Below are 21,332 nucleotides of genomic sequence, written 5' to 3'. Positions count from 1 at the left end.
AACCCCTAGGGTCAGAGAGCCGCTTATTGCTTCAATTAACTATGGATAACAAAAGATAATTTTTAAACCCGGATTATGTAATAGGATTCGTAATAGCCTGTCCCGTGTTTACGGGAAGTGTTACAATCGCAAGAAAATCAGACTGTTTGGATATTTTAGCATAGCACCGCTATGGTGAAATTGAAAACAGCAACGAAGTGGCTGATTTTAAAGCGATTTCAGCACGTAATAGAATTTCTATTGCATATTTCGGGTTAAAGCGTTTTTACTCTATTGAAACTTGTAGTTAGCCGACATTAAAATAATTGTTTAACTCTTCTGCCATATGGCTTTTGTCTTCTAAGTCCTTGATTATTTTGCCTTTTTCGAGTAGCACAATTCTTTCGCAAATTACAGCCACATGGTTAAGGTCATGGCTGGAGATTAAAAAAGTTACCAGGTTGTCTTCTTTTTCCTTTAAAATTAATTTTTTCAACCTGATCTGAGAGCTTGGGTCTAGGTTTTCAAAAGGCTCATCCAGCAAAACTGCCTCCGGCTTTCCTAGCAGTGCCGCAGCAATGCCCACTTTTTTGATATTGCCTTTGGACAGATCCCTGATGTATTTTTTGGACTCTAATATTTCACCATTAAAAAAGTCAGTGAATTTCTCCAAATGTAATTGTAAGTCTTCCTTGGATAGACGATATATTTTTCTCAGGGCATTGAAGTACTCATCGGGGCTTAAGTAGGAAAGTAGCATGTTTTCATCCAGGTAGGCGCCCACCTTGGTTTTCCACTGTTCGCCATGACTTACTTCCTCTTCATCCACAGTCACGGCCCCCTCAGTAGCCCTTACTAAGTCTAGCATTACACGAAACAATGTAGTTTTGCCAGCACCATTGTTTCCTACCAGACCTATACATTGACTTTTAGGAATGGTAAGTGCTGGAATATCTAAAACGGTGGTTGTGCCGTATATTTTTTTTAATGCTTCTATTTTAATCATATCTCTTGACGAAATGATGCTGAAATTTCATATTTTCTATCCACTACGGCATCAGCCATTTTAGTAGAGATCATTGGGAATATGAGCAATCCAAATCCGCCTATAACGGCCAATGCAAGTAATCCGGAATAATCTCCGAATAAATAGGCTACAGGAAGGAATACTGCATAAGGTACTGCTACTAGTGGAATGATCATTAAGAATTGGGAGAGTCCCATGCCTTCATAATTAAATACAGATCCTTTGTGGAGGTTCATGGGTTTTGGTTTCCATAGTGCCATGTAAATTACCAGGTGAATGGTAACTCCCATATTGAATAGAAAAGTGGCCAAATGAATGAGCAATACATCCCATCCAAAATAAACATAGGGTACAGAGAGGATAAAACAGATAAAGGAAATCCCTGTAAACAGGAGGTATTTGCCCTTTACCAAAGCCCTTAATCCATTTTTCTGGTGTACATAGAAATCAAAAGTAGGAGAGTTCCAACTTAGGAACAATTGCCCATATTGAAGCATGAATATCCCTGTTATAAAAGTCCCGACAAATATGAATAAATAATTGAATCCCGTTTCTTTTAAATAAGCAGGGTTGTTATAAAAAATCAATCCATAAAGGAGGAACAATAAACATAAGGTAAGGAAGGTTCGGCTCTTTTTGTGTCGGATGATTAACTTCCATTCCAAATTTGCCATTTCACCTGCAAGCCCAAATTTTGATAAAAAGCCCAAGTTCTGGTTGGCAAATTGTAGATGATCACCTTCGGAAAGTTCTTCTAAATAGGCATTTTGTCTATAGAAGGCAAAGCACAGAAAATAGCTTAAAATTAATGCGGCCATTAAAAGAAATATGGGAGCGGGATTTTCCAGTGCAAAGGTGAATACTGGTTCAAAAAAAGCGCCCAAATCATAAAGTCCAAAATAGCTTGACCCTATGCTAAGCAATAGGGCGCTAAAAACGACCAAAGTGCCAATAAGGCTGTCCTCAAAACGCTGTTTGAACCAGAGGACGAACCAATGTATAGACCAGCTGGTGAGAAGAATTGCTCCTAACCAAACAAAGGCAGGAGAAGGGCCAAAAGTAGCTTTCAGTTCTATAAAAGCAAATGGACCGAATAAGAGTAATGCAATGATGTTTAATGGAGATATAAAGCTACAAACCAATAAGAAGTGAACGATAGTGGACTTGGGAATAGGTAAATGAACGTAGTTTTCCAAGTTGATGACAGGAAGCTGTTGAATAAAATAGCGGAAAATTAGCTCCAGTAAAAAAAAGTAAAGCAGGTTACTGTTGATGAAATTTATGGCATCTGGTTTTTCCAATACTTCGGTAATGATCTTGTTAAGAAACAAGCCGAAAAGGAGTAAGTAGCCCAGTAATAAAACTCCTATAAGTAATATAAATATGCCAATGGTCAAGCTTCTAGCAAAAGAAGTGCTTCGTATCCTTTTTAGCGCCTCTAGTTTTATCAGGGTTTTCACCATATAGATAACAGGGTTAATTGGGTTTTGTAAAATTCAGTCGGTTAGATTTTCTAAAATATGAAAAAATTCCCCAAATGCAGTTAATAATTCCAGTTTACTGGTTTATATTTCATTTTAAGATGAATAAAAAATATGGATTCAGAATTTTATATAAGAGAAATGCAGGTCGAGGACCTGAATGATGCAATGAGACTTAAATCAGAAGAAGGTTGGAATCAAACCAGATCTGATTGGGAGTTGTTTTTGACGAATAATCCTGACTTGTGCCTTGTCGTTATTGCCGATGACAAGGTGGTAGGCACCGTTTGTTCTTTTTCTTATAAAGGTAAACTTGCCTGGATTGGAATGATGCTCGTGGACCGAATGTACAGAAGGAAGGGCATAAGTAAAAAACTAATGCGGGAAGTTATTCAGCGTTTAGGGACTAATCAAACCATCAAACTTGACGCTACACCTGCAGGGCAAATGGTCTATGAACAATTGGGCTTTGTCAAAGAATATTCTCTTTTTAGATGGGTAAGACCACAAGGAAAATCCCAAATTTGGGGCTTTCCTACTGAAGAGGTACTTAAAATTGAAGAAGAAGATTTTGAGGCAATTTTATCGTATGATAAAAAGGTGTTTGGTGCAGACAGGGAAGAGGTTTTGCAGCAGTTGTTTGCTAATTTCCCAAATGGAGCTTTTATGGTAAAACGGGACCAAGAGATAGAGGGGTTTATGTTTTGCCGTCCGGGAAGTAAGTTTTTGCAATTTGGCCCCTTGGTTGCCACAAATGACAAGGTTGCTCAGGTTCTTATCAGTAAGGCTTTAGCGCATTTTTATGATCGTGATCTTGTTTTGGACTTGGCTGAGCATCATGCAAATTTAAATCCATGGCTTGAAAAGTGCGGTTTTAGCAAACAGCGGGAGTTGATCAGAATGTTCATCCCCCCAAATGCTGCAAAAGGTACTGTTGAAAACTATTATTTAATAACTGGGCCTGAATTGGGTTAAGCCTGAAATAGTTGATGCAATCGAATAGCCATTGTTTTCATTATGCCTTTCTTATTGATTCGATTGATTTTTAGGGGGCTAACAGATATTTGAGGTTTTTAAAGACTTTTATAACTCAAAAATATTTAAATGCCCATATTTCCAGTAGGTTAGCGAAGAGAGGGAGCTAAAAAGGAAGCACAAGGAGTTTTAAGTTCGATTAATTTTATAAATTGCGGTGATGGAAAATTTTGTTGTTTCTGCCAGAAAATACAGACCCTCGGACTTTAAGAGTGTGGTGGGGCAAAGCCATATTACCACAACTTTAAAGAATGCGATAAAAAATGAGCATTTAGCCCAGGCGTTTTTGTTTTGTGGTCCCCGTGGAGTAGGTAAAACTACCTGTGCCAGAATATTGGCCAAAACAATAAATTGTGAGAATCGTCAGGACAATGGTGAAGCTTGCAATGAATGCAGTTCATGTACCGCTTTCAATTCCAATAGCTCTTTTAATGTTCACGAGCTAGATGCAGCTTCAAATAATACCGTTGATGATATTCGAAATCTTGTAGACCAGGTCAGGTATGTGCCTCAGAAAGGTAAATACAAAGTTTATATTATTGATGAGGTTCACATGCTTTCCACCCAGGCCTTCAATGCCTTTTTGAAAACATTAGAGGAGCCTCCCAAACATGCTATATTTATTCTCGCTACCACAGAGAAACATAAGATAATTCCTACTATTCTCTCCCGTTGTCAGATTTTTGACTTTAACAGGATACAGATACAGGACATTAGCCAGCATTTGGAATACATTTCAAAAGAAGAGGGCGTAGATTATGAAACCGAGGCCTTGAGGTTGATTGCAACCAAGGCGGATGGTGCCCTTCGAGATGCACTTTCTATATATGACTTGATTGTCACTTTTTCTGCCGGCAAAAAAGTAACTTATCAGGAGACCATAAACAATCTACATGTTCTTGATTATGATTACTACTTTAAAGTAACAGAAGCACTTTTAGAGGAAAGCATATCCAAGGCCTTATTGATTTTTGACGAGATTCTTAAAAAAGGTTTTGATGGCCATAATTTCCTTGTAGGACTTAGTGAGCACCTTAGAGAATTGATGGTTTGTAAGGATCCTGATACAGCAGTATTGCTTCAGGTTTCGGAAACAGCCAAATCAAGGTACGTAGAGCAATCTGCAAAAAGCCCATATTCTTTTTTGTTGTCTGCATTAAGTATTTGCAATCAGGCAGACCTTTCCTACAAAGCTAGCAAAAACCAAAGGCTACATGTGGAGTTGGTTTTGATGAAGTTAGCTAAACTTCCACACGCCATTTCTCTTGCCGCTGTTGCTAGTGGGGAAGCAAAAAAAAAAGCCTAGAGAATGAACCCGGAAAAAAGGCTGAGGGAGCAGGACATTCAAAGTCGGCCAGCGAACCCAACCCTGCTCCGGTAATTAGAAAGACCATTTCTATTCCTTCTAATCTTAAAGCTGTTAAAAAACAAATCAAAGAAAGGCCTTTAGAAGTTTCGCCTAAAAAGGAAAGCGAAATTGAAGACCTTCCTGAATTGGATGAGAGCATCCCTAAGCAGCCACTTAATCTAGATACCATTAAGGGTGTTTTTGAAGAAATTTTGGAGGACTTCAAGAAGGACCACAAAAACATGGAAATGGCTTTGCTTAATCAACCATTTGAGCTGAGGAACAGAGAGGTTGTATTTATGCTTAGTTCTGGGTTACATGAGGATCTTTTTCCCAAGTTGAAACCAGAACTAACAGGTATATTAAGGAGGAAATTAAGACAGCCTGATGTGGAGGTTACTTTTGAAATCACGGAGCAAGCTGTGGATCCTTTGAAGAACCTGTATACTTCCAGAGAAAAATTAACTTATCTCATGGAGAAGTCTCCGGCATTGAAAGAATTGAAAAAGCGCTTTGGTCTTGAGGCTGATTTTTAAGCCTAATTCAGAGTTGTTTTTAAATCTAATAATAGGCGGGTTAAGTACAGTATGTTCTATTGTTGTAGGAGCAATCCATTAATGCTGCTAGAATCAAATCCTAACTACACTTTCTTTCCAGAGGATTATCCCTTAGCTATCGATTGCAAATGGAAGGATATGCCTGTAATTTAGAGTTAAAGGGCAAATTGAATTCAATAGGGATACTCAAGCTTGCAGACCCAAGTTAAAAGTCCAGTCCAATTCCGAAATTAAGCAGGTTCTGCAGTTGTATGGCACGAGTAGCTGGTCCATCGTCCTGAGGTATATATACCTTTTCATCGTAAATCATAATGGTCTCAATTCTGGTGGTAATGTATTTGTTTACCTTTAAGCTAATTACAGAATTGAAATTGACAACCGTGTTACCCAGCTTTTCATAATTGGTAAAGAGGTTAAGGTCCATTTTCCACCTTATGTTTTCCATTACTTGGAAATCGGCTGAAGAGCCCAAAGAAATACCTGCTTCAGGTCTTACTTTCTCTCCAGGAACTACCCCAAATGCACCTGCCATACTCAGAGAATCGTCCAACACTACGGTAAACCTTCCTGTAAATGGAGATAAAATTGAAGAAAACTTCCCGTTGTTTTTAAAAGTAGTCTGGTAATTCAAACCAGTAGAAGATTGGACATAACCTGGACTCAGGAAATCAGAAAGTCGACTTCTACTGTCTCTTTCAGCCCCCGAGGGCCGGAAATATCGGTAACCTTCCAGCAATTGTGTTCGCGCATCAATCTGAGTGGAAAGGTATATTTTCTTACTTAGTTGGCGGCCATATTTGCTTATAAAAATAAAGTTGTCATTGGATTTTCTGGTTGGGTAAGCCCTTCCCGTTTGCCTGTTTATCCCGTAATTGATAGTGAGTTTGGTGTCCCAGATGATGTTCTCTTTTTTATAATTAGCAAAAAGCTGTAAACCTGTATTCAAAGCAAAGGAACTGGCTCCACCAGATGCCCAGTTACTAAGGCTTACTTGCTGTAGGCTAAGATTGAAGTTTCCCCCTTGTTTCCAATAAATAGGCTCTACTTCTGTAGTGAATATCAATGAGTCTCCCAGCATAACGAGGGTATCCCCACCGATGATAACTGTATCTGCTTTAGACAAGGCATCCTGAGCCTGTACAAGGCTGATTTTCGTGGCTAATAGTAGAAATAGTAATAAAACAATCCTTGTGTGCATGGCGAATAGACAGTCAAATACAAATATACAGTCAATTATTTTATTTATTTTCGAATTTCCAGTTTTTGTCCTACAGAGAGTAGATTATCTTCTCCTATATTGTTCCAATTTCTCAATTCCTGCACCGTTACCCCATAGTTTCTGGAAATAGAATAGAGGGTGTCCCCAGGTTTTACCAAGTGCTCCTTATAAGAAGGGGAGGGCTCTGAAGTGGGTTGAGGTTGTGGTTTAGGACTTTCATATTTTTTAGCCGGTACTGGTTGTGTTACTGGAGCAGGAAGCTGACTACTTGTTGTTGGCTTTTGCTGCGCAGAAACTTGGTTGCTCACCACCTGTACAGGAGCGGGGGACAATTTCACCCTTTCAATCGTCTCATTTTTCTTATAGTATTTCCTTAGCCGCAACACCATTCCGGGAAGAAGTTGTTCGTCTTTATAGATCCTGTTTTTGGCCATGAGCGAGTGTTTTCGAATGCCGTACAATTGAGAGATACTCCATAAGGTCTCCCCAGGTTGGACAATGTGTTCCGGAGTTTTTGCTTTGCTTTTTTTGTTTTTTGTATAGTAATAGGCACCAGGTTGGATGGGGTCTGAAGGTTTTAAATCATTTGCCCGTCTCAATTTCCCTTCGCTTATACCCGCCTGAATGGCAAGTTGACTTTGGTTGTTCGATATCGCTACAATTCCTTTAATGCCATTTATTTTTATTTGATTGGCTTGCTTTGAGTTACCACTGTTGCCAGTGATCTTAGGGAATCCCTTGACATTGGATCTTCCTGGAAGTAAACCGCTATCATTACTGGGAAGTGGATTGTTGGCCAGTAGAGGGCGTTCAGGAACGATACCATTTAAGATATAGGTAACCGTGTAAGTTCGGTCACCAGGAATGCTACCCTTCAATGACCATTTGTTGTATTCTTTTAGGTGGTTTTCGCTAACTCCCAACGTTTTGGCTACAGACTTAAGATTGCTTGGGCCTTTCACATGGTATTCATGCAAATAATTTCCATTACTCACCATTTTGCCAAGTTGACCTTGGTAAGCGATTTTGTGTGCGAGGAACTTCTTGAGGTACCAATAGGTGTTTCTATCGATATCCATACTTCTGTGTCCCTTGTATTTGTCTTTATAGTAGCTCCTGGCTCCTCCCAGTCCCATTTGATAGGAGACAAGGGTAGTGGCCCAATTTTCCATGTACCTTTGGTGCTTCTTTAGGTATTTGGCAGCTCCTCTTGTGGAAGAAACAATGCTTTTACGTTCATCTACTTCATTGTCCACTCTCATGAAGACTTCTTCTGCAGTACCTTTCTTAAACTGCCAGAAACCAACGGCATTTGAAGTAGAAACGGCGTCGGAAATCAGACTGCTCTCTTGTATGGCTAAAAATTTGAAGTCATCAGGGACTCCTTCTTCTCTAAGAACTCTTTCTATAATAGGCATGTAAAGGTTTACCCGGTCCAGCTTCACCTGAAAATGCGAAGCGCTTCTATATTGAGCATCTACATCTGCCTGAATGTCTTTTCGGGCTGCCTCGTTTAGCTTTAAAGTGATCCCTGCAAAGTCTATGACACGAGGTACCTGAGGTACTTGTCCAAAAACAGGGAGGTAAATAGTTATAAAAAATAAAATACTGGCAATTACTGTTTTTTTCATCCTCATTCCGGTTAAAGCTTCCGGGCAAGCATAATGCCATCCCTTATCGGTAAAATTACATTTTCAACTCTTGAGTCATTGTTTACTTTCTCATTGTATGCCAAAATCGCAGCTGTGTTTTTATCCAATTTTTTGCGGTTCTTCTCCAAAACCTTTCCCGACCATAAAATATTGTCTGCTAAAATTAATCCTCCGGGTCTCATTTTGTCAACCACCAAATCGAAGTAGTTGACATAATTCTGCTTGTCTGCATCTATAAAAACAAAATCCAAAGGCTCCGTTAAGGTGGGAATCACTTCAAGAGCATTGCCAATTCTGTAATCGATTTTATCCATTAAGCCCGATTGGTTGAAAAAACCACGCACCATTTCTTCCAATTCTTCATTGACATCAATTGTTGTCAGTTTACCTTTGCTTGCCAAACCTCTAGCTAAAAATATAGAAGCATATCCTGTAAACGTCCCAATCTCCAAAACATTTTTACCGCCTGTCATTTTCACGAACAACTCCAGCATTTTGCCCTGCAAGTGTCCAGATAGCATTCGGGGTTTTAGTACTTTTAGATTAGTTTGTCTACGGATCAATTGAAGCAGTGCGTCTTCCTCACCACTGTTTTGTTCACAATAGTTTAATAGTTCTTCGTCAATCATAATTGTTTTGGCAGATAGGTTAAAAAACTGAATTTATCTACATCGTATATTTCATTGGCCAGCTCCATGAGCTCTTCAGCTGTCGCTGAACGAATGCTTGAAAAAATATCTTCAAGCCGTTCAATTTTTCCTTTATCCAATAAGGTTTTTCCATAGACAAGCATCAAGCCGGCATAATTTTCCTCAGCCATGGCCATTTGACCTATGGCTTGTTCTTTGCCCATATGGAGCTGCATGCTTCCAAGTTTCTTGGTACATATTCGGTGAATTTCTTTTAAAACGATTTTACGGGCTTTTTCAGCAGCTTTTTCTTCTGTTCCATAATAGATTCCTATAAAACCCGTGTCAGTAAATGCTTGATAGACAGATTCAATGCTGTAAACAAGCCCGTGTTTTTCTCGCAAAGCCATGTTTAGCCTTGAGTTCATGCTGGGGCCTCCCAATATATTGTTTAGCAAATGAAGTTTAAATCTTCTTGGGTCATCTATCGAAAATGCAGGCTTTCCCAAGGCGCAATTGGCCTGTGTGATGTCCTTGTGGAAAGCAATGGTCTCTGGCTTATAGTACAGAGAAGGGGTCCTTTTTACCAAACTTTCCGTAGCAGGAATATTACTTAATAAAGGACTTAACCGGTTAAGGGCTTTTTTGAAACTTATATTGCCCACCACAGAGACCACTATTCGTGAAGTATCCATATGTTGGGCAATAAAATTGATAAAATCCTCCTGTGTGAAACTTCTCACAGAGTCCTCAGTACCAAGAATATTGTAACCTAGAGAATGATTAGGGAAAAGCAAACTGTCAAATTCATCCTGAAGGGCATCGTCCGGTGAATCCCGGTACATGGCCATTTCCTCCAATATTACCTGTCGTTCTTTTTCTATTTGTTTGGGAGGAAAAGTACTATTGAAGGTGATGTCACAAAGCAAATCCGCTGCTTTGTTCCAGTGCTGCTGCAATACGGTTGCGTAGAAACATATTTTCTCTTTGGTGGTATAGGCATTAAGCTCACCACCGACAGAGTCAAGCCTGTTGAGGATATGAAAGGCTTTTCTTTTTTGGGTGCCTTTAAAAGCCATGTGTTCCCAGAAATGCGCTAACCCCACCTGCTCTTCAGTTTCATCTCTGCTACCGATATCGAGTATAAACCCACAGTGAACCAATCGGGTACTGTTTACTTCTTGGTGTACAACTCTGATTCCGTTTTCAAACGCCTTGATTTGATATGTCATGCTTCTCTTTCCAAAGAACAAAAATAGCATCAATTATTGGGAAAGAAACCCGGTAAGGAAAAAATTGGAACCTTGGATGGGATTTATGTGGGAAATGGGGGGCATTGTTTTGCTAAGAAAAAAAATAATGAAAAAAAATGTCGGCTAGTAAAACTAAATTGACATTGAAAGCATCTTAGCATTAGACCATTTATCCTAGTAGATTTCCCTATGAATAAAATAAATCCAGACGACCAGATTATCCAAAGGGCTCAAAAAGGAGATCCCATTGCCCAGGGGTTACTGGTGAAGAGTTGGTACAAGAGAGTGTTTAATTATTCCTTAAGGATTCTAGGTGATTATGATGCAGCGATGGAAGTGAGTCAGCAAACTTTCATAACTGTGTGGCTCAAATTGCCTGCATTAAAAGATGCTGCCAAATTTCAAACTTGGTTGTATACCATCTTACACAACCATTGTCTTGGGGAAAGGCGAAAGACAACAAATCGTAGATATGAAAGTATAAATTCTTCCTCTGAAGCGAAGGGGGATTTTCGTGCAGATTACATTTCACCTTCGGGTGATCCTGAGTCATTAATGATGGACCAGGAACTTAAATTATGCCTGGAGAAGGGGCTAATGGAGTTGTCAGAAGAACAACGAAGTGTCTTGATTATGAAAGAATTTGAGGGATTGAAATTTAGAGAAATAGCAGAAATTTTGGGCGAATCAGAAAATACAGTCAAATCCAGGCTGTATTATGCATTCAAACACCTAAGAAAGTATTTAAACAAAATGAACATCAATCAAAATAGCTTTGGTTATGAAGAATAGCACTAATAAAGATAGATTAATGGCTTACCTCTATGGGGAATTGTCCTCAGACGAAAAGAAAGAGGTAGCCGGGGAGTTGGCGGAAAATCAGGAATTGAATAAAGACCACAAGGACTTTATGCGTATCCGTGGCTATTTGAACAATTTAGAAGATATTCCTGTACCCCCTCCCTTATTACTACCAGCACCAACTGCTTCCCTTTGGTCCAAGCCAGTTGTAAGGCTGGTTGCCGTCTTGGGGGTAATTGTCGGATTATTGATTTTCACTGCCAAGATGACTGGATTGAGTGTTTATTCAAATTCAAACGGTCTACTTATAACTTTTGGTAATGGAGAAAAACTAATGGAATCAGATGCTTTAATTAACCAAGGTGAGAATGGTGCTTTAACAGGCTTGGAAGCGAGGATACAAAATATAGAAAAACTTCTTGATCAGGAAAGCCTGGCCTCATTAAAGATTCTAGATCAGCTTTCAGAAGGGTACCTGGTTCCACAATCATTGGTTAGGAAGGAATTCGACCAATTGGAAAAAATGGTGTCTAATAAATTGAAGGAAGTTATAGAAAACGGGCAAACCATTAACGAGGATCACTACAGAAAACTAGTAGATGAAATTGGAGAGCAACAGCTTTATCGTACCAATGAAATCTTAAAAGTCATGATGGCTGAGATGCAGGGTATGCGGGAAAACGACATCTTGTACCTTCAGATGGTGCTGGCAGGAATAGAGGCAGATAAAGAAATGCTACTGTCCGAATCAAATGAATTCTTATCTGACCATTATTACCTTAATGGGAACCTTAAACATGAATAAATATGAGAACTTACTTTATGTTATTGCTGTTGCTGATCCTTTTTATACAAGGAGTTGAGGCTCAAGACATTGATCATATCTTGATGAAAAAAGATATCGAGGTAGCGGAAACCATTCTTGAAGGTTTGATTACTCCCCAAGGGAAATCACAGGCCTTATCAATAGTGTCAAATGGAGAAGTGATGGTTTTGGATATGGACCAGCCAATACCACAAAACAACCTTAGATTACATTCTGGTAAGTCTAATAAAATGCGCTCCCAGTATATCAAAGGTTTTGGGGTAATGATAGCTATTGACATTAGAGACCAATTTTTTAATGGGTTTCATTTATATAATAGCAAGCCTTTTTCAGACAGTACTACAGTACCAACAAAGGGAGCGGTCAACATGCAAAGTTTCATTGGAGATCAAACATTTGAATCCAATATTGGTTTGGGGAAAACGTCGACCTTAACGAAAAGCATCCAGGGTTTTAAATCAGATCGTAATGATATAGATAAAGAAAACTTAATAACCTATTTGCTGGATTATGGCCCACTGATATCTCAGATGGCTCCAGATGATAAGTTGTTGGTTGTATTGATTGAAAACAAAGATTCTGGATTGGCATTCAATATAAATGACACCCATAAGGTTGATAATAATGTTAGTGCAGCTATTACTAAATCCGATTTAACTGATTTTTCAACTGGAAAAATAAATAGGGAAGAGGCCATAACCCGCATTCAATTTTCAAGTTTGGGTACCACTAAAATCGCACAAGATTTACTGGTTTTCGCTTCAATTCTTGAGCGATTGTATCAGATAGATTTGTCAGCAAACTACTATATCCAACAAAAACCATCCGTTCAGATTCTCCCAGGTTTTGGAGTAATTTATTCCATTAATCTATTTTCTTCGATAAGGAAAAATAAGGGGTTTTATGATTTCCCTACTTTGAATCTTAAAAATATAACCGAAAAAGAAAGAGATGACAAGGTCGTTGGCCTTTATCCGGAATTTTTGAATGAAATTACCAAGCAGTTTACCACCTATGGAAAAACGATCAAGAGCATTGCTCCAAATGAGCGAGTGCTGTTGCAGTTAAACATGCCCAGTTGTAATACTTGCCAAATGCCAGGGACTGTTGAGATTTCAGCCAAAGCAAAAGATTTGTTGGCCTTTGGCAAAGGTGAAATGAACTTAAAGCAAATCATGCAAAAAGTAGTTTTAGAATTTATTTAACTTGATGAAATAGCCAATATATATCCTAAAAGCAGATAGCATCACCTCTAAATCAGTCCATCCTTGCTATTTTCAACGCTACTTGACGGTTAGTTATGTTCACCATAACCGTGATATGGCCAGTCTCAGGAAGGCTAGACTTCCTAATGATTGCCCCTCCTATCATTACAAATCCGTCTGCAAAATCTAAGTTTAATATATGTTCAGAGTTAACGGTACTTGTTAATTGATACAACTATATGGCTTTGAAGCTAAGATTAGGTAATTGTGGTGAGCGATTGAATGTCTATAGTGTGAAGCAAAAACCAATTTTCTTATTCTAAATTAATACACAAATGAAGATATTAAAATACGTCACCTTGTCCCTCTTTTTGTTTATCGCCAACTCTTGTTCCGACAATACTCAAAAGAGCTTAAACCAAATAAAAATGAAATTGTCTGATCAAAAGCACTTTAGCTATTTTCAAAAAGCGTATTACCCTAACCCTATGGGAACATACGATACCTTAAATGCTTCGCTTGTATTTAGTAATGCTGATTCCAGTGCAATAGGCTATGATTTTTTAATAAAATCAGAAAGAGGAGATGAAATATATGCTAATGGGGAATATAGAATAGTAAACCATACCCAAAAGGAAGTAATTTTTTATCCTTCAGAAAAACAGGAGGAAATAAAACGCCGATTAAATGATAACTCATACATCAATTATTCACCAATAGCCTTACTAAATCAATCGGATTGGAAATTCGATAAAGACACCCTTATTGGTGGGGAATCGTATGGGGATTTTTTTAGAGTTGAAAGTGATACTATTGTAAACGGTAACACAATTTATACAGAGCTGCACATTTTCATTAATAGGAAAGCGAAGCAACTAGAAAGGTTTGAACGCAGAAACTTTTTTAAAGGGGATCTCAATCAAACAATAGTGTATGAATATTCTGACTTTAATGCTGAAAAATCAAGTGTGTCTCTTACTTATGATTATCCAGAGGGTTACAAGTCTGTCGCTTATGGGAGTGAGTATGAAGAGAAGATGCTGGCCCTTGGTCAGGTTGCCCCTAATTTTATAGCCGATGATTTGCAAAATAATACCGTTGATTTAGAAGAGTTCAAGGGTAAAAAAGTACTACTGAATTTTTCAGTAATAAACTGCGGGTATTGCCTTCAAGCCCTCCATCATTTTAACCAAAAGGATTATCAATTGCCAGATAATGTTTTGGCCTTGTACATAAATCCACTTGATTCCAGAAATAAGGTAATCGATTACGTTGAAAAATTTCTTGTCCCTTTCCCCGTAATTGCAGGGGCAAAGAAAATTGCGGAAATGTATGGCGTATCAGCTTACCCTACTTTCATTCTTATCAATGAAGAGGGGCTTATTGAGAAAACCATACTTGGATATGATAAAGTGTTTCTGGACCAATTGAATAATGGTCAATTATAGTTAGACCGTATTCAAGGAAATAAAAGTCACCCATTTTAATTCGGTTTAACCCGGATTATGTAATAGGATTTCCCGTGTTTACGAGAAGTGATGCAATCGCAAGAAAATCGGGCTGTGTGGAGATTTTAGCATAGCACCGCTATGGTGAAATTGAAAACAGCAACGATTGGGTATTTTAAAGCGATTTTAGCAGGTAATAGATTGTCTATTGCATATTTCGGGTTTAAGCAATAGGGTCCGTAGCGATTCCATCGTGTAATAGAAGGGCTATTGCATGTCTCCGAGACATGTATCGATTTCAATTCAGCTTCATACAAAGGGAATGACTTATGGTATTGTTATAGGCTATGTCGTTTTAGGTTTAATTCAGCAAAATCAATTGATTTTCGCATTTTCAACCTATTCATTGAACACTATATAAAAAAAAATCAATTTTTTTTTTAAAGTTTTTTTGAGGTGAAATGCAATTTAAGTAAAACGATTTGCAATTAAGGTTTTTTGTAATGGTGTAAATCGTAAAACATTGATTTTCATAGGTGTTGAACGAAGTTTTGCAATTTGTTTTTGCGGATTAAATGTCTCAAGTTTGTCATGTAGTCAAGTGTAAATAACTGCACTGACCATTTTTAATAGCTCTAATTATAGTAAATTTTAAGATTATGAAAAGTCAAAAAAAAATATTGATGGCCCATCTTTTTGCTCTTGTATCCCTTTTAGTGATACTGGCTGTTGCCAATCTTTTGAATTTAAATATTTCTCTTAGTGGAGGAGTAACTTTACTTCATGTATTATTGATTGTAGTACCTCAGTTGGGTTTTGGTTATTTGTTTTATAACGGTTTGAAAACTGAGAAGAAAGTGTTGAGTTGATTTTTTGATGAACTGTTCCAGCATGATTTATTTCATGCTGGAATCATTTAAAATTTTTTGTAGGATTTTTTGAAACTTATATAGCACCTGATTTTTTTATTTATTTTTTTAATTTTTTTTCTTTACTACAACTTAAAGGATTTAATAATACCAATACTCAACCGGTCCCGGTGTAATATTTGGTTTCCATTCAAGTTTTGTGACAAAGGGGTCTGCCAGACAAAACTTAAAGTCCAATCTTTTATGTTCAGGTCTGTTCCTGCCTGTGCAAATGCTACATCACCGCCTGTAAGGGCTTGTGTTTCACCTTTCCAAGTATCATTCGCTGAATGTTCAAAATATCCACCAAGATTGGGGACCAAAATCCAATTGTTTTGAAAGGTGAATTGATGAAAGCCCACAGCAGATCCATTGAAACTGTTTCCAAATTGGTACTCTTGACTCCCTTCAGTGGCTGTTTTATAGCTGAATGAAAGGTTGGCTCCTGTCTTGGTATAGAATAACTGATAGTTCATTCTTCCAATCAAACTCCAAGATCCTGTGCCTGGCTGAATAATTGGGTCGAAAAGTTGCTCGCTATCAGAGACTCTCCTTGATTGTCCGGTTGGGGCGGTGATAGCTATTCCTGGTCGAAATGTATGCCTTGCCTTGGAGTTGTAGATGTAATGTATATAATCAGCAGCTAAAGTCAAGTCTCCCCAACCTTTTACGCTTATGGTGGTGTCCTGAACGGGATTGGGTAGGTCTAGCAATTTTTCATAGTAGACCAGGTTGGACTCATAGGGTAGGAGAAAGGCGAAGTTCCAGTTGTTTTTTAACATGAAGTTTCCTCTAAGTTCCACCGTTTCATAAGTTTCCCAATCCATTTTTGTTTTGTTGACATAGAGCCCTGTACCTTCCGGTTCGTGCATAACCACATGATCAGGGATAGTAGTGGGTAACATCCTTGCATTGGGCGTATAGCTATTAGTAACGCTGTTTTCAAAAACAGCATTTGACAAACCTGCAGTGGTGACTTGGTTGGTGGTGTTCCCATATTGTGTGTAGTCGCCAAAACTGCGGTGCCTGTAAAACAGACCAAAATAGCTTCTGTTTTGCAAGAGGCTGTATTCGAAAAAGTTACAGCTATCACATGCTTTTGCTTCATTGGGTAAAAAGGAGAATGTCAACAGGGTGATGGCTAAAATAGTGAGTCTTTTCATGGTGGTAAACCTATTTTTGGTAGGCTGGATTTATAATAAAATTATAATCGTTAAGGCTGTTAAGGAAAGCCAATAGTTGTGTTTTTTCGGTGGCACTTAATACAATACCATTTTCGAGTTCTGGGGCCAAGGTTTCATTGGTCTTAATGCCGGTTCCATAGTGATCCAATACCTCTTCAAGGCTAGCAAACCTGCCATCATGCATGTAGGGAGCGGTAAAGGATAGGTTTCTCAGAGAAGCAGTTTTATAAGCACCCATGTCCTCGTCTTTGTAGGTGATCCTGTACCTGCCCTGATACAGCCCTTCCAATTCCGGTGGGTCAGGATAGCTGCTGTCCAGTCCATTGTTATGGTAACTTAAATCAGTAAATAAGCCCTCTTTATGACAACTACTGCATTGTTCTTGGTATACGCTGTAGCCTTTCAATTCTTCTGAATTGAGCTCAATTTCTCCCCTTTTCCATTGGTCGTATTTGCTATCATCAGATATAAGGGTCCGCATAAACTGGGCAAGGGATCTGGCGATGGCTGCGCTCGTAATGGTGTCTGTGGGGAATGCTTCTTGAAATTGCCTAGGATAAGTTTCATGGCTATTGAGGTATTGAAGGACTTCATTTAAGTCTGCGGCCATTTCGTCGGGATGTGTTAGCGGGCCGAAAACCATGGATTCCAAGTCATTGGCTCCACCTTCCCAAAAGAGCCCATCATGCCAGGCCAGATTAAATAAGGCAGGTGAGTTCCTATGCAAGGCCGATCCGGAAACGCCAATATTGGTCAATGCCAGTCCATCGCTGAAAGCTTTTTCCGGCAAGTGACAACCTGCACATGAAACTTTTCCATTGGCAGACAGTCCCGGGTCAAAAAACAATGTCTTGCCCAGTTCAACCCCTTCTTTGCTGAGGTAATTTCTTTCCGGTTGGGGAAAGTCCTCCTGCTGCAGACTGGAAGAGGGCACCGGAACAAAATATTCCGGTGCTTTATTTCCCATGTCTTCATTTATAGGCAAGCAGGCGTTTAAAAAACCTGCTGCTAGCAAAATAAAAGACAAACTGATTTTGTAGCAATCCATTTATAGGAAGGGATGACAATGGTTTATTTGATAGAGAAAAGATTCTTCTGGTAATTGTTGGCTACAGTAATGGCCAATGGTCCTCCCATAATACTTGTACTTTCAAGCTCATGAACAACAAGATCACTGTCGCCTGTAAAGAGGCTACTTATTTCGGCCTCAATATCAAGATCAACCATGGCCTGATTGCCCAAAGACAAGCCTTCAGAGCTTAGGTCAAAGGAGAATTCTTTGAAATTAATCTCAGACTCCGGGTCATTGTTGCCAATATGCACTACAAGCCCTCTTCTGTCAGCAGTCTGATATTCCCATTCTCCTTCTAATACCAAAAACTTGTAACCAGTTTTCCAGCTCCAAACCATGTCATTGTTAGGGTCAAGGTCACCTACCTGATCTGTAGATAGGTTTCTTGCCTTGTCAATACCCACATAGTAGGATAATTTGTCGTAGTTAGCCGTAGGTACTTCCAATGAGATTTCCTTTTTTCCCGCTTCATCAATTAGGTAATAGCCATCTGCAACAGTGTAGGAGTTGCCAGTTTGGCTGTTTTCAAAAGTGATATTGGAGATATAGTATTTGAATTTACTTGGGATAAAGCTTTCTCCTGAAGGTAGGGTGTAAGCTTTTCCATCTAATTCCAATTCTTCTCCATTTATAAAATGGGAAAATTCGAAATTCACCTGGATTTCTGCAGGCATTTCTTCCTTATCGTCTTTGCAAGAAGTGAAACCTAAAACGACTAATAGTATAATAGCTAAATTTTTCATCATATTTTAATTAAAAGGATCCGAAAATGCCGGATCGGTTATGAATGTCTCGTCTGTTAATGTGTGTAAAAAGGCGATAATGGCCTCTTTTTCTTGTGTAGTAAGGTGGAGTTTTACGGGCTCTCCCGGTGTAATGATTTCATTGCTGGCTTCCAGGATAAGGATGTCCAAAGTCGCATTGCTTTCTACATGCTCATTGTAATGGTCCAGTACTTCTTCCAAAGTGTTAAACCTACCATCATGCATATAGGGTGCGGTTAGTGCGATATTCCGTAGCGTTGGCGCTTTGAATTTCCCCTTGTCTTCCGATTTTCCCGTGACCGCCTCTAAGCCCGAATCTAAATTTTCATCCGAATCCAACCCGTTGTTATGAAAACCCAATAAATCGTTTCTGTCCCCTGAAGTCAAAAACCCTAGGTGACAGTCACCGCAGTTGCCACCCCGCAAGGCTATAGATGCTTCCGGATGGGTAAAGAAAAGCTCCATTCCCAACTGCTCGATATCGGTAAGGACAATCTCTTCTTTGATCCATTGATCGAACCTTGAGTTGCCGGAGACCAATGTTCGCATAAATTGGGCAATGGCCTTGCTGACCAGGTCAGCACTTATTTGGTCCGTTCCAAAAGCTGCTTTAAAGCGTGCTGGGTAATCCGGGTCATTTTGCAATCTCACGACCGCTTCCTCTATGGGTAAGTTCATTTCTGTAGGATCCGAAATTGGCTGAAGGGCTTGATCTTCCAGGCTTTCTGCGCGTCCGTCCCAAAAGAACCTGGAGGTCCAATGTAAATTGGCCAATGACATGGCGTTCTTTACACCAATGGTGCCATTTACACCGGTGCTGAACTGTTCCCCATCCGTGAAAGCCTTAGACTGCTGATGACAGGAAGCACATGAAATGGACCCGTCCAATGACAGTTGTTTTTCATAGAAAAGCATGCGGCCTAGCGCTACACCTTTCTCTGTGAGGGGATTGTCGCTTGGTGAAGCAATATTGTTAGGGAAATAATCAGGATGTTGTAATTCAATTTCGGTGTTATCGGGAAGGGGTTCTTCAACCAATTCTTCCTTGCAGGCCCAAATTGACGTACAAATTATGATTATCCCAATAGAATAAGTAATTGGGTATCGTGACATAACCTTTACCAGCCAATGTAGAATAATAGAAAATGTGACAGGTTGCTCCAAAGAAACGTCGAAAAAGCGATTCTGATTGCGCACGCTAAATAAAACTCCAAAAGATTGCGAAGAAGCAAACTTTAATCTGAATTAAGCAGTAGAATGTCTATCTGGAATTTCGAACGTAATGGTTCTCTGTCAAAGAAAGTTAAACCATTGCCTTGGGCGGGTGAAAAATATCCACGAATTGGGAAACCCTGTAGGCTTCCTGATAGGAGGTTCTGTGATTTAGGGTTGTGGATGGAAGGGTAGTCAATGATATAGAGGCTTCTTGTAAAATGAAAATACCAAAGTCTCTGTTAAATTCAATGCCTCCTGCTTGTTTTTCTTTTTGGTTTTGGGCCTTTTTTAATTTCTCTGCCAGGAAACATTGCCCATCGCAATGCAGCATGGGTTTGTCTTTATTCACACAAAAATTCTCAATGATATAAGCGCGGTTAATGGTGAAGTCCATCTGGATGACAGAAAAAACCAAGCCGTTGAGCAAGATCATCAAGGAGAGCGATATGTGAATAAATGCTTTCGCCATTTGAATGCAAAAGTAAGGATTTATTTGTTTAAATGCACTTTGTTTGCAAAACTAAAATTGCTTCATGGGCTTATGATTTTGATCATAATCTCAGCCCTTAAATTTGCCTAAGTGTATTAAACTAACAGTAATCCATATGTGAGGGTTCAATAAGTTGAAGCGGATAAGCTGATTTACCGGGTCATTTTAAGTGTTTAGGGTCAAAGTATAGTTCCTGTTCAACCCCATCCGGAGTTGTAGTAATTCAGGTAGGTTTCTGACCCGTGGGTTGCCACCCACGGTTATTATTATTCAGGCCCTCCAGGCCTGTGATGATGAGTATAATAAATTCAGAATTAACTTGATTATGTAATATTCGGTGAGGGGATTGGCAATACTGGCTGAGATATATCCCGTGGTTGAGGTTGCTGTGTTGTCTCTGGTGTCTTCGGTGGCTCCGGTAATTGCGATATCTAAGTTGACTCCGGTGGCTGCGGTGGCTGAGCTTGTCGAAGTCATCGAAGCCAGCCTGTCGAAGTCGTCGAAGCCAACTTGTAGAAGTTGTTGTAAACCAATAGGTTAAAATTGCCCAGCCTTTTTAGAATCGCCCACGTTGATGAGTGATTTTGACTGAGGAATAAGCCTTCAGGGTTTGAAGTTATTTAATCAGAGCAGTTGAAGGAAAAGTGACCTATTTTCCAGCCCTGAAGGGGCGAAATATCTCAGCCAAGGGTGTCAGCCCTTGGTGTGAAAATTATAGCGCTATCATGATTTTGGCGGTATTGTTGCTTTTTTCTGCAACAATACTGACAAAATCACAACGTCTATTTCTTATCAAAAACGGGCATGAGGTCAAATCAAATTACCCAGCCCTGAATGCAAAATACATCAGCCCATGGTGTCAACCCTATATTAAAATGCAAAACCAAACCTCAGCCCTAAAAAGTGGAGCCGGCATTCCAAATGCCTCAATTTCGTTTAAAATGGATAATTGGGAGTAGTTCTAAACTACTCCCAGAGGAGTACGAAGTTTTGTAATGAGAGCAATTCACGGAAAAGTGCCCTATTTTCCAGCCCTGAAAGGGCGAAATATATCAGCCAAGGGTGTCAGCCCTTGGTGTGGAAATTATAGTACCATCTTGATTTTGGCGGTATTGTTGCTCTTTTCTGCAACAATGCTGACAAAATCACAACTATTTCTAAAATGGCGAAATCCCTAAGCACAGGGTGGTACCCCTATGTTAAAATGCCAAATCAAATCTTAGCCTTGAAAGGTGTAAC

The 21,332-nt window shown here is 39.2% G+C and carries 19 protein-coding genes; 8 read left to right on the top strand and 11 right to left on the bottom strand.

Annotated features, from left to right (window positions below; translation table 11 throughout):
• Positions 1-286 precede the first annotated feature (286 nt).
• Positions 287-985 carry an ABC transporter ATP-binding protein gene (locus tag AC13EX_RS19905; protein WP_482894030.1) on the bottom strand — a complete coding sequence of 233 codons (699 nt, stop codon included), beginning with the start codon at positions 983-985 and terminating at the stop codon, positions 287-289.
• Positions 982-2,469 (bottom strand): DUF5687 family protein, encoded by a 1,488-nt coding sequence (locus AC13EX_RS19900; protein ID WP_482894029.1) that lies wholly within the window; start codon positions 2,467-2,469, stop codon positions 982-984. Before AC13EX_RS19900 ends, AC13EX_RS19905 begins: the two co-directional genes overlap by 4 nt.
• A 132-nt stretch (positions 2,470-2,601) precedes the next feature.
• Between AC13EX_RS19900 and AC13EX_RS19895 the strand changes: the two genes are divergently transcribed.
• The 3 genes from AC13EX_RS19895 (at position 2,602) to AC13EX_RS19885 (ending at position 5,406) form a co-directional block, all read left to right on the top strand.
• Positions 2,602-3,462, top strand: a complete 861-nt coding sequence (locus AC13EX_RS19895; protein WP_482894028.1) for a GNAT family N-acetyltransferase — start codon at positions 2,602-2,604, stop codon at positions 3,460-3,462.
• A gap of 220 nt (positions 3,463-3,682) precedes the next feature.
• The gene (locus AC13EX_RS19890; protein WP_048640419.1) at positions 3,683-4,828 is read left to right on the top strand and encodes a DNA polymerase III subunit gamma/tau; all 1,146 of its coding nucleotides are present in this window, start codon (positions 3,683-3,685) and stop codon (positions 4,826-4,828) included.
• Positions 4,829-5,016: 188 nt separating this feature from the next.
• Positions 5,017-5,406: a hypothetical protein gene (locus AC13EX_RS19885; RefSeq protein ID WP_482894027.1), complete on the top strand. Its 390-nt coding sequence runs from the start codon at positions 5,017-5,019 to the stop codon at positions 5,404-5,406.
• Positions 5,407-5,632: 226 nt separating this feature from the next.
• Here AC13EX_RS19885 and AC13EX_RS19880 read toward each other — a convergent pair whose 3' ends face one another.
• The 4 genes from AC13EX_RS19880 to AC13EX_RS19865 are packed head-to-tail and all read right to left on the bottom strand — an operon-like array spanning position 5,633 to position 10,159.
• Complete coding sequence (locus AC13EX_RS19880) at positions 5,633-6,625, bottom strand: DUF3078 domain-containing protein (RefSeq protein WP_048640416.1); 993 nt, start codon at positions 6,623-6,625, stop codon at positions 5,633-5,635.
• A gap of 44 nt (positions 6,626-6,669) precedes the next feature.
• Positions 6,670-8,277, bottom strand: coding sequence for a LysM peptidoglycan-binding domain-containing protein (locus tag AC13EX_RS19875; protein ID WP_482894026.1), 1,608 nt, complete (start codon positions 8,275-8,277; stop codon positions 6,670-6,672).
• Positions 8,278-8,288: 11 nt separating this feature from the next.
• Entirely contained in the window at positions 8,289-8,927 is a 639-nt protein-coding gene (locus AC13EX_RS19870; protein ID WP_482894025.1) for an O-methyltransferase, read from the bottom strand.
• Complete coding sequence (locus AC13EX_RS19865) at positions 8,924-10,159, bottom strand: M16 family metallopeptidase (protein WP_482894024.1); 1,236 nt, start codon at positions 10,157-10,159, stop codon at positions 8,924-8,926. The genes AC13EX_RS19870 and AC13EX_RS19865 overlap by 4 nt, the downstream gene beginning before the upstream one ends.
• Before the next feature lie 210 nt (positions 10,160-10,369).
• Here AC13EX_RS19865 and AC13EX_RS19860 point away from each other — a divergent pair, with 210 nt between their 5' ends.
• The 5 genes from AC13EX_RS19860 (at position 10,370) to AC13EX_RS19840 (ending at position 15,329) form a co-directional block, all read left to right on the top strand.
• Positions 10,370-10,972: an RNA polymerase sigma factor gene (locus tag AC13EX_RS19860; protein WP_482894023.1), complete on the top strand. Its 603-nt coding sequence runs from the start codon at positions 10,370-10,372 to the stop codon at positions 10,970-10,972.
• Complete coding sequence (locus AC13EX_RS19855) at positions 10,962-11,786, top strand: anti-sigma factor (protein ID WP_482894022.1); 825 nt, start codon at positions 10,962-10,964, stop codon at positions 11,784-11,786. The genes AC13EX_RS19860 and AC13EX_RS19855 overlap by 11 nt, the downstream gene beginning before the upstream one ends.
• Positions 11,787-11,788: 2 nt before the next feature.
• Positions 11,789-13,012: a hypothetical protein gene (locus AC13EX_RS19850; RefSeq protein ID WP_482894021.1), complete on the top strand. Its 1,224-nt coding sequence runs from the start codon at positions 11,789-11,791 to the stop codon at positions 13,010-13,012.
• Positions 13,013-13,347: 335 nt separating this feature from the next.
• Positions 13,348-14,460, top strand: coding sequence for a peroxiredoxin family protein (locus AC13EX_RS19845; RefSeq protein WP_482894020.1), 1,113 nt, complete (start codon positions 13,348-13,350; stop codon positions 14,458-14,460).
• A gap of 659 nt (positions 14,461-15,119) precedes the next feature.
• A complete protein-coding gene (locus tag AC13EX_RS19840; protein ID WP_482894019.1) occupies positions 15,120-15,329 on the top strand; it encodes a hypothetical protein in 210 nt (69 codons plus the stop codon).
• A gap of 125 nt (positions 15,330-15,454) precedes the next feature.
• Here the strand turns inward: AC13EX_RS19840 and AC13EX_RS19835 are convergent, their stop codons facing one another.
• From AC13EX_RS19835 to AC13EX_RS19815, 5 genes are all read right to left on the bottom strand, one after another.
• Positions 15,455-16,531 (bottom strand): hypothetical protein, encoded by a 1,077-nt coding sequence (locus AC13EX_RS19835; protein WP_482894018.1) that lies wholly within the window; start codon positions 16,529-16,531, stop codon positions 15,455-15,457.
• 10 nt (positions 16,532-16,541) lie between these two features.
• Positions 16,542-17,600: a cytochrome-c peroxidase gene (locus AC13EX_RS19830; protein ID WP_482894017.1), complete on the bottom strand. Its 1,059-nt coding sequence runs from the start codon at positions 17,598-17,600 to the stop codon at positions 16,542-16,544.
• Positions 17,601-17,623: 23 nt separating this feature from the next.
• Positions 17,624-18,370, bottom strand: coding sequence for an MbnP family protein (locus AC13EX_RS19825; protein WP_240477915.1), 747 nt, complete (start codon positions 18,368-18,370; stop codon positions 17,624-17,626).
• Between the two features lie 3 nt (positions 18,371-18,373).
• Entirely contained in the window at positions 18,374-19,501 is a 1,128-nt protein-coding gene (locus AC13EX_RS19820) for a cytochrome-c peroxidase (RefSeq protein ID WP_482894016.1), read from the bottom strand.
• 190 nt (positions 19,502-19,691) lie between these two features.
• Complete coding sequence (locus AC13EX_RS19815) at positions 19,692-20,072, bottom strand: hypothetical protein (RefSeq protein ID WP_482894015.1); 381 nt, start codon at positions 20,070-20,072, stop codon at positions 19,692-19,694.
• Between the last annotated feature and the right edge of the window lie 1,260 nt (positions 20,073-21,332).

The organism is Cyclobacterium sp. L-R, from assembly GCF_056859355.1.
This window is presented reverse-complemented; position numbering and strand designations above follow the sequence as displayed.

Excerpts from the sequence above, each read along its gene's own strand:
- AC13EX_RS19890 (WP_048640419.1), top strand. The coding sequence starts at position 3,683 with ATGGAAAATTTTGTTGTTTCTGCCAGAAAATACAGACCCTCGGACTTT.
- AC13EX_RS19865 (WP_482894024.1), bottom strand. The coding sequence starts at position 10,159 with ATGACATATCAAATCAAGGCGTTTGAAAACGGAATCAGAGTTGTACAC.
- AC13EX_RS19815 (WP_482894015.1), bottom strand. The coding sequence starts at position 20,072 with ATGGCGAAAGCATTTATTCACATATCGCTCTCCTTGATGATCTTGCTC.
- AC13EX_RS19905 (WP_482894030.1), bottom strand. The coding sequence starts at position 985 with ATGATTAAAATAGAAGCATTAAAAAAAATATACGGCACAACCACCGTT.
- AC13EX_RS19860 (WP_482894023.1), top strand. The coding sequence starts at position 10,370 with ATGAATAAAATAAATCCAGACGACCAGATTATCCAAAGGGCTCAAAAA.
- AC13EX_RS19850 (WP_482894021.1), top strand. The coding sequence starts at position 11,789 with ATGAGAACTTACTTTATGTTATTGCTGTTGCTGATCCTTTTTATACAA.
- AC13EX_RS19820 (WP_482894016.1), bottom strand. The coding sequence starts at position 19,501 with ATGTCACGATACCCAATTACTTATTCTATTGGGATAATCATAATTTGT.
- AC13EX_RS19825 (WP_240477915.1), bottom strand. The coding sequence starts at position 18,370 with ATGATGAAAAATTTAGCTATTATACTATTAGTCGTTTTAGGTTTCACT.
- AC13EX_RS19830 (WP_482894017.1), bottom strand. The coding sequence starts at position 17,600 with ATGGATTGCTACAAAATCAGTTTGTCTTTTATTTTGCTAGCAGCAGGT.
- AC13EX_RS19895 (WP_482894028.1), top strand. The coding sequence starts at position 2,602 with ATGGATTCAGAATTTTATATAAGAGAAATGCAGGTCGAGGACCTGAAT.
- AC13EX_RS19845 (WP_482894020.1), top strand. The coding sequence starts at position 13,348 with ATGAAGATATTAAAATACGTCACCTTGTCCCTCTTTTTGTTTATCGCC.
- AC13EX_RS19835 (WP_482894018.1), bottom strand. The coding sequence starts at position 16,531 with ATGAAAAGACTCACTATTTTAGCCATCACCCTGTTGACATTCTCCTTT.
- AC13EX_RS19855 (WP_482894022.1), top strand. The coding sequence starts at position 10,962 with ATGAAGAATAGCACTAATAAAGATAGATTAATGGCTTACCTCTATGGG.
- AC13EX_RS19840 (WP_482894019.1), top strand. The coding sequence starts at position 15,120 with ATGAAAAGTCAAAAAAAAATATTGATGGCCCATCTTTTTGCTCTTGTA.
- AC13EX_RS19900 (WP_482894029.1), bottom strand. The coding sequence starts at position 2,469 with ATGGTGAAAACCCTGATAAAACTAGAGGCGCTAAAAAGGATACGAAGC.
- AC13EX_RS19875 (WP_482894026.1), bottom strand. The coding sequence starts at position 8,277 with ATGAAAAAAACAGTAATTGCCAGTATTTTATTTTTTATAACTATTTAC.
- AC13EX_RS19870 (WP_482894025.1), bottom strand. The coding sequence starts at position 8,927 with ATGATTGACGAAGAACTATTAAACTATTGTGAACAAAACAGTGGTGAG.
- AC13EX_RS19880 (WP_048640416.1), bottom strand. The coding sequence starts at position 6,625 with ATGCACACAAGGATTGTTTTATTACTATTTCTACTATTAGCCACGAAA.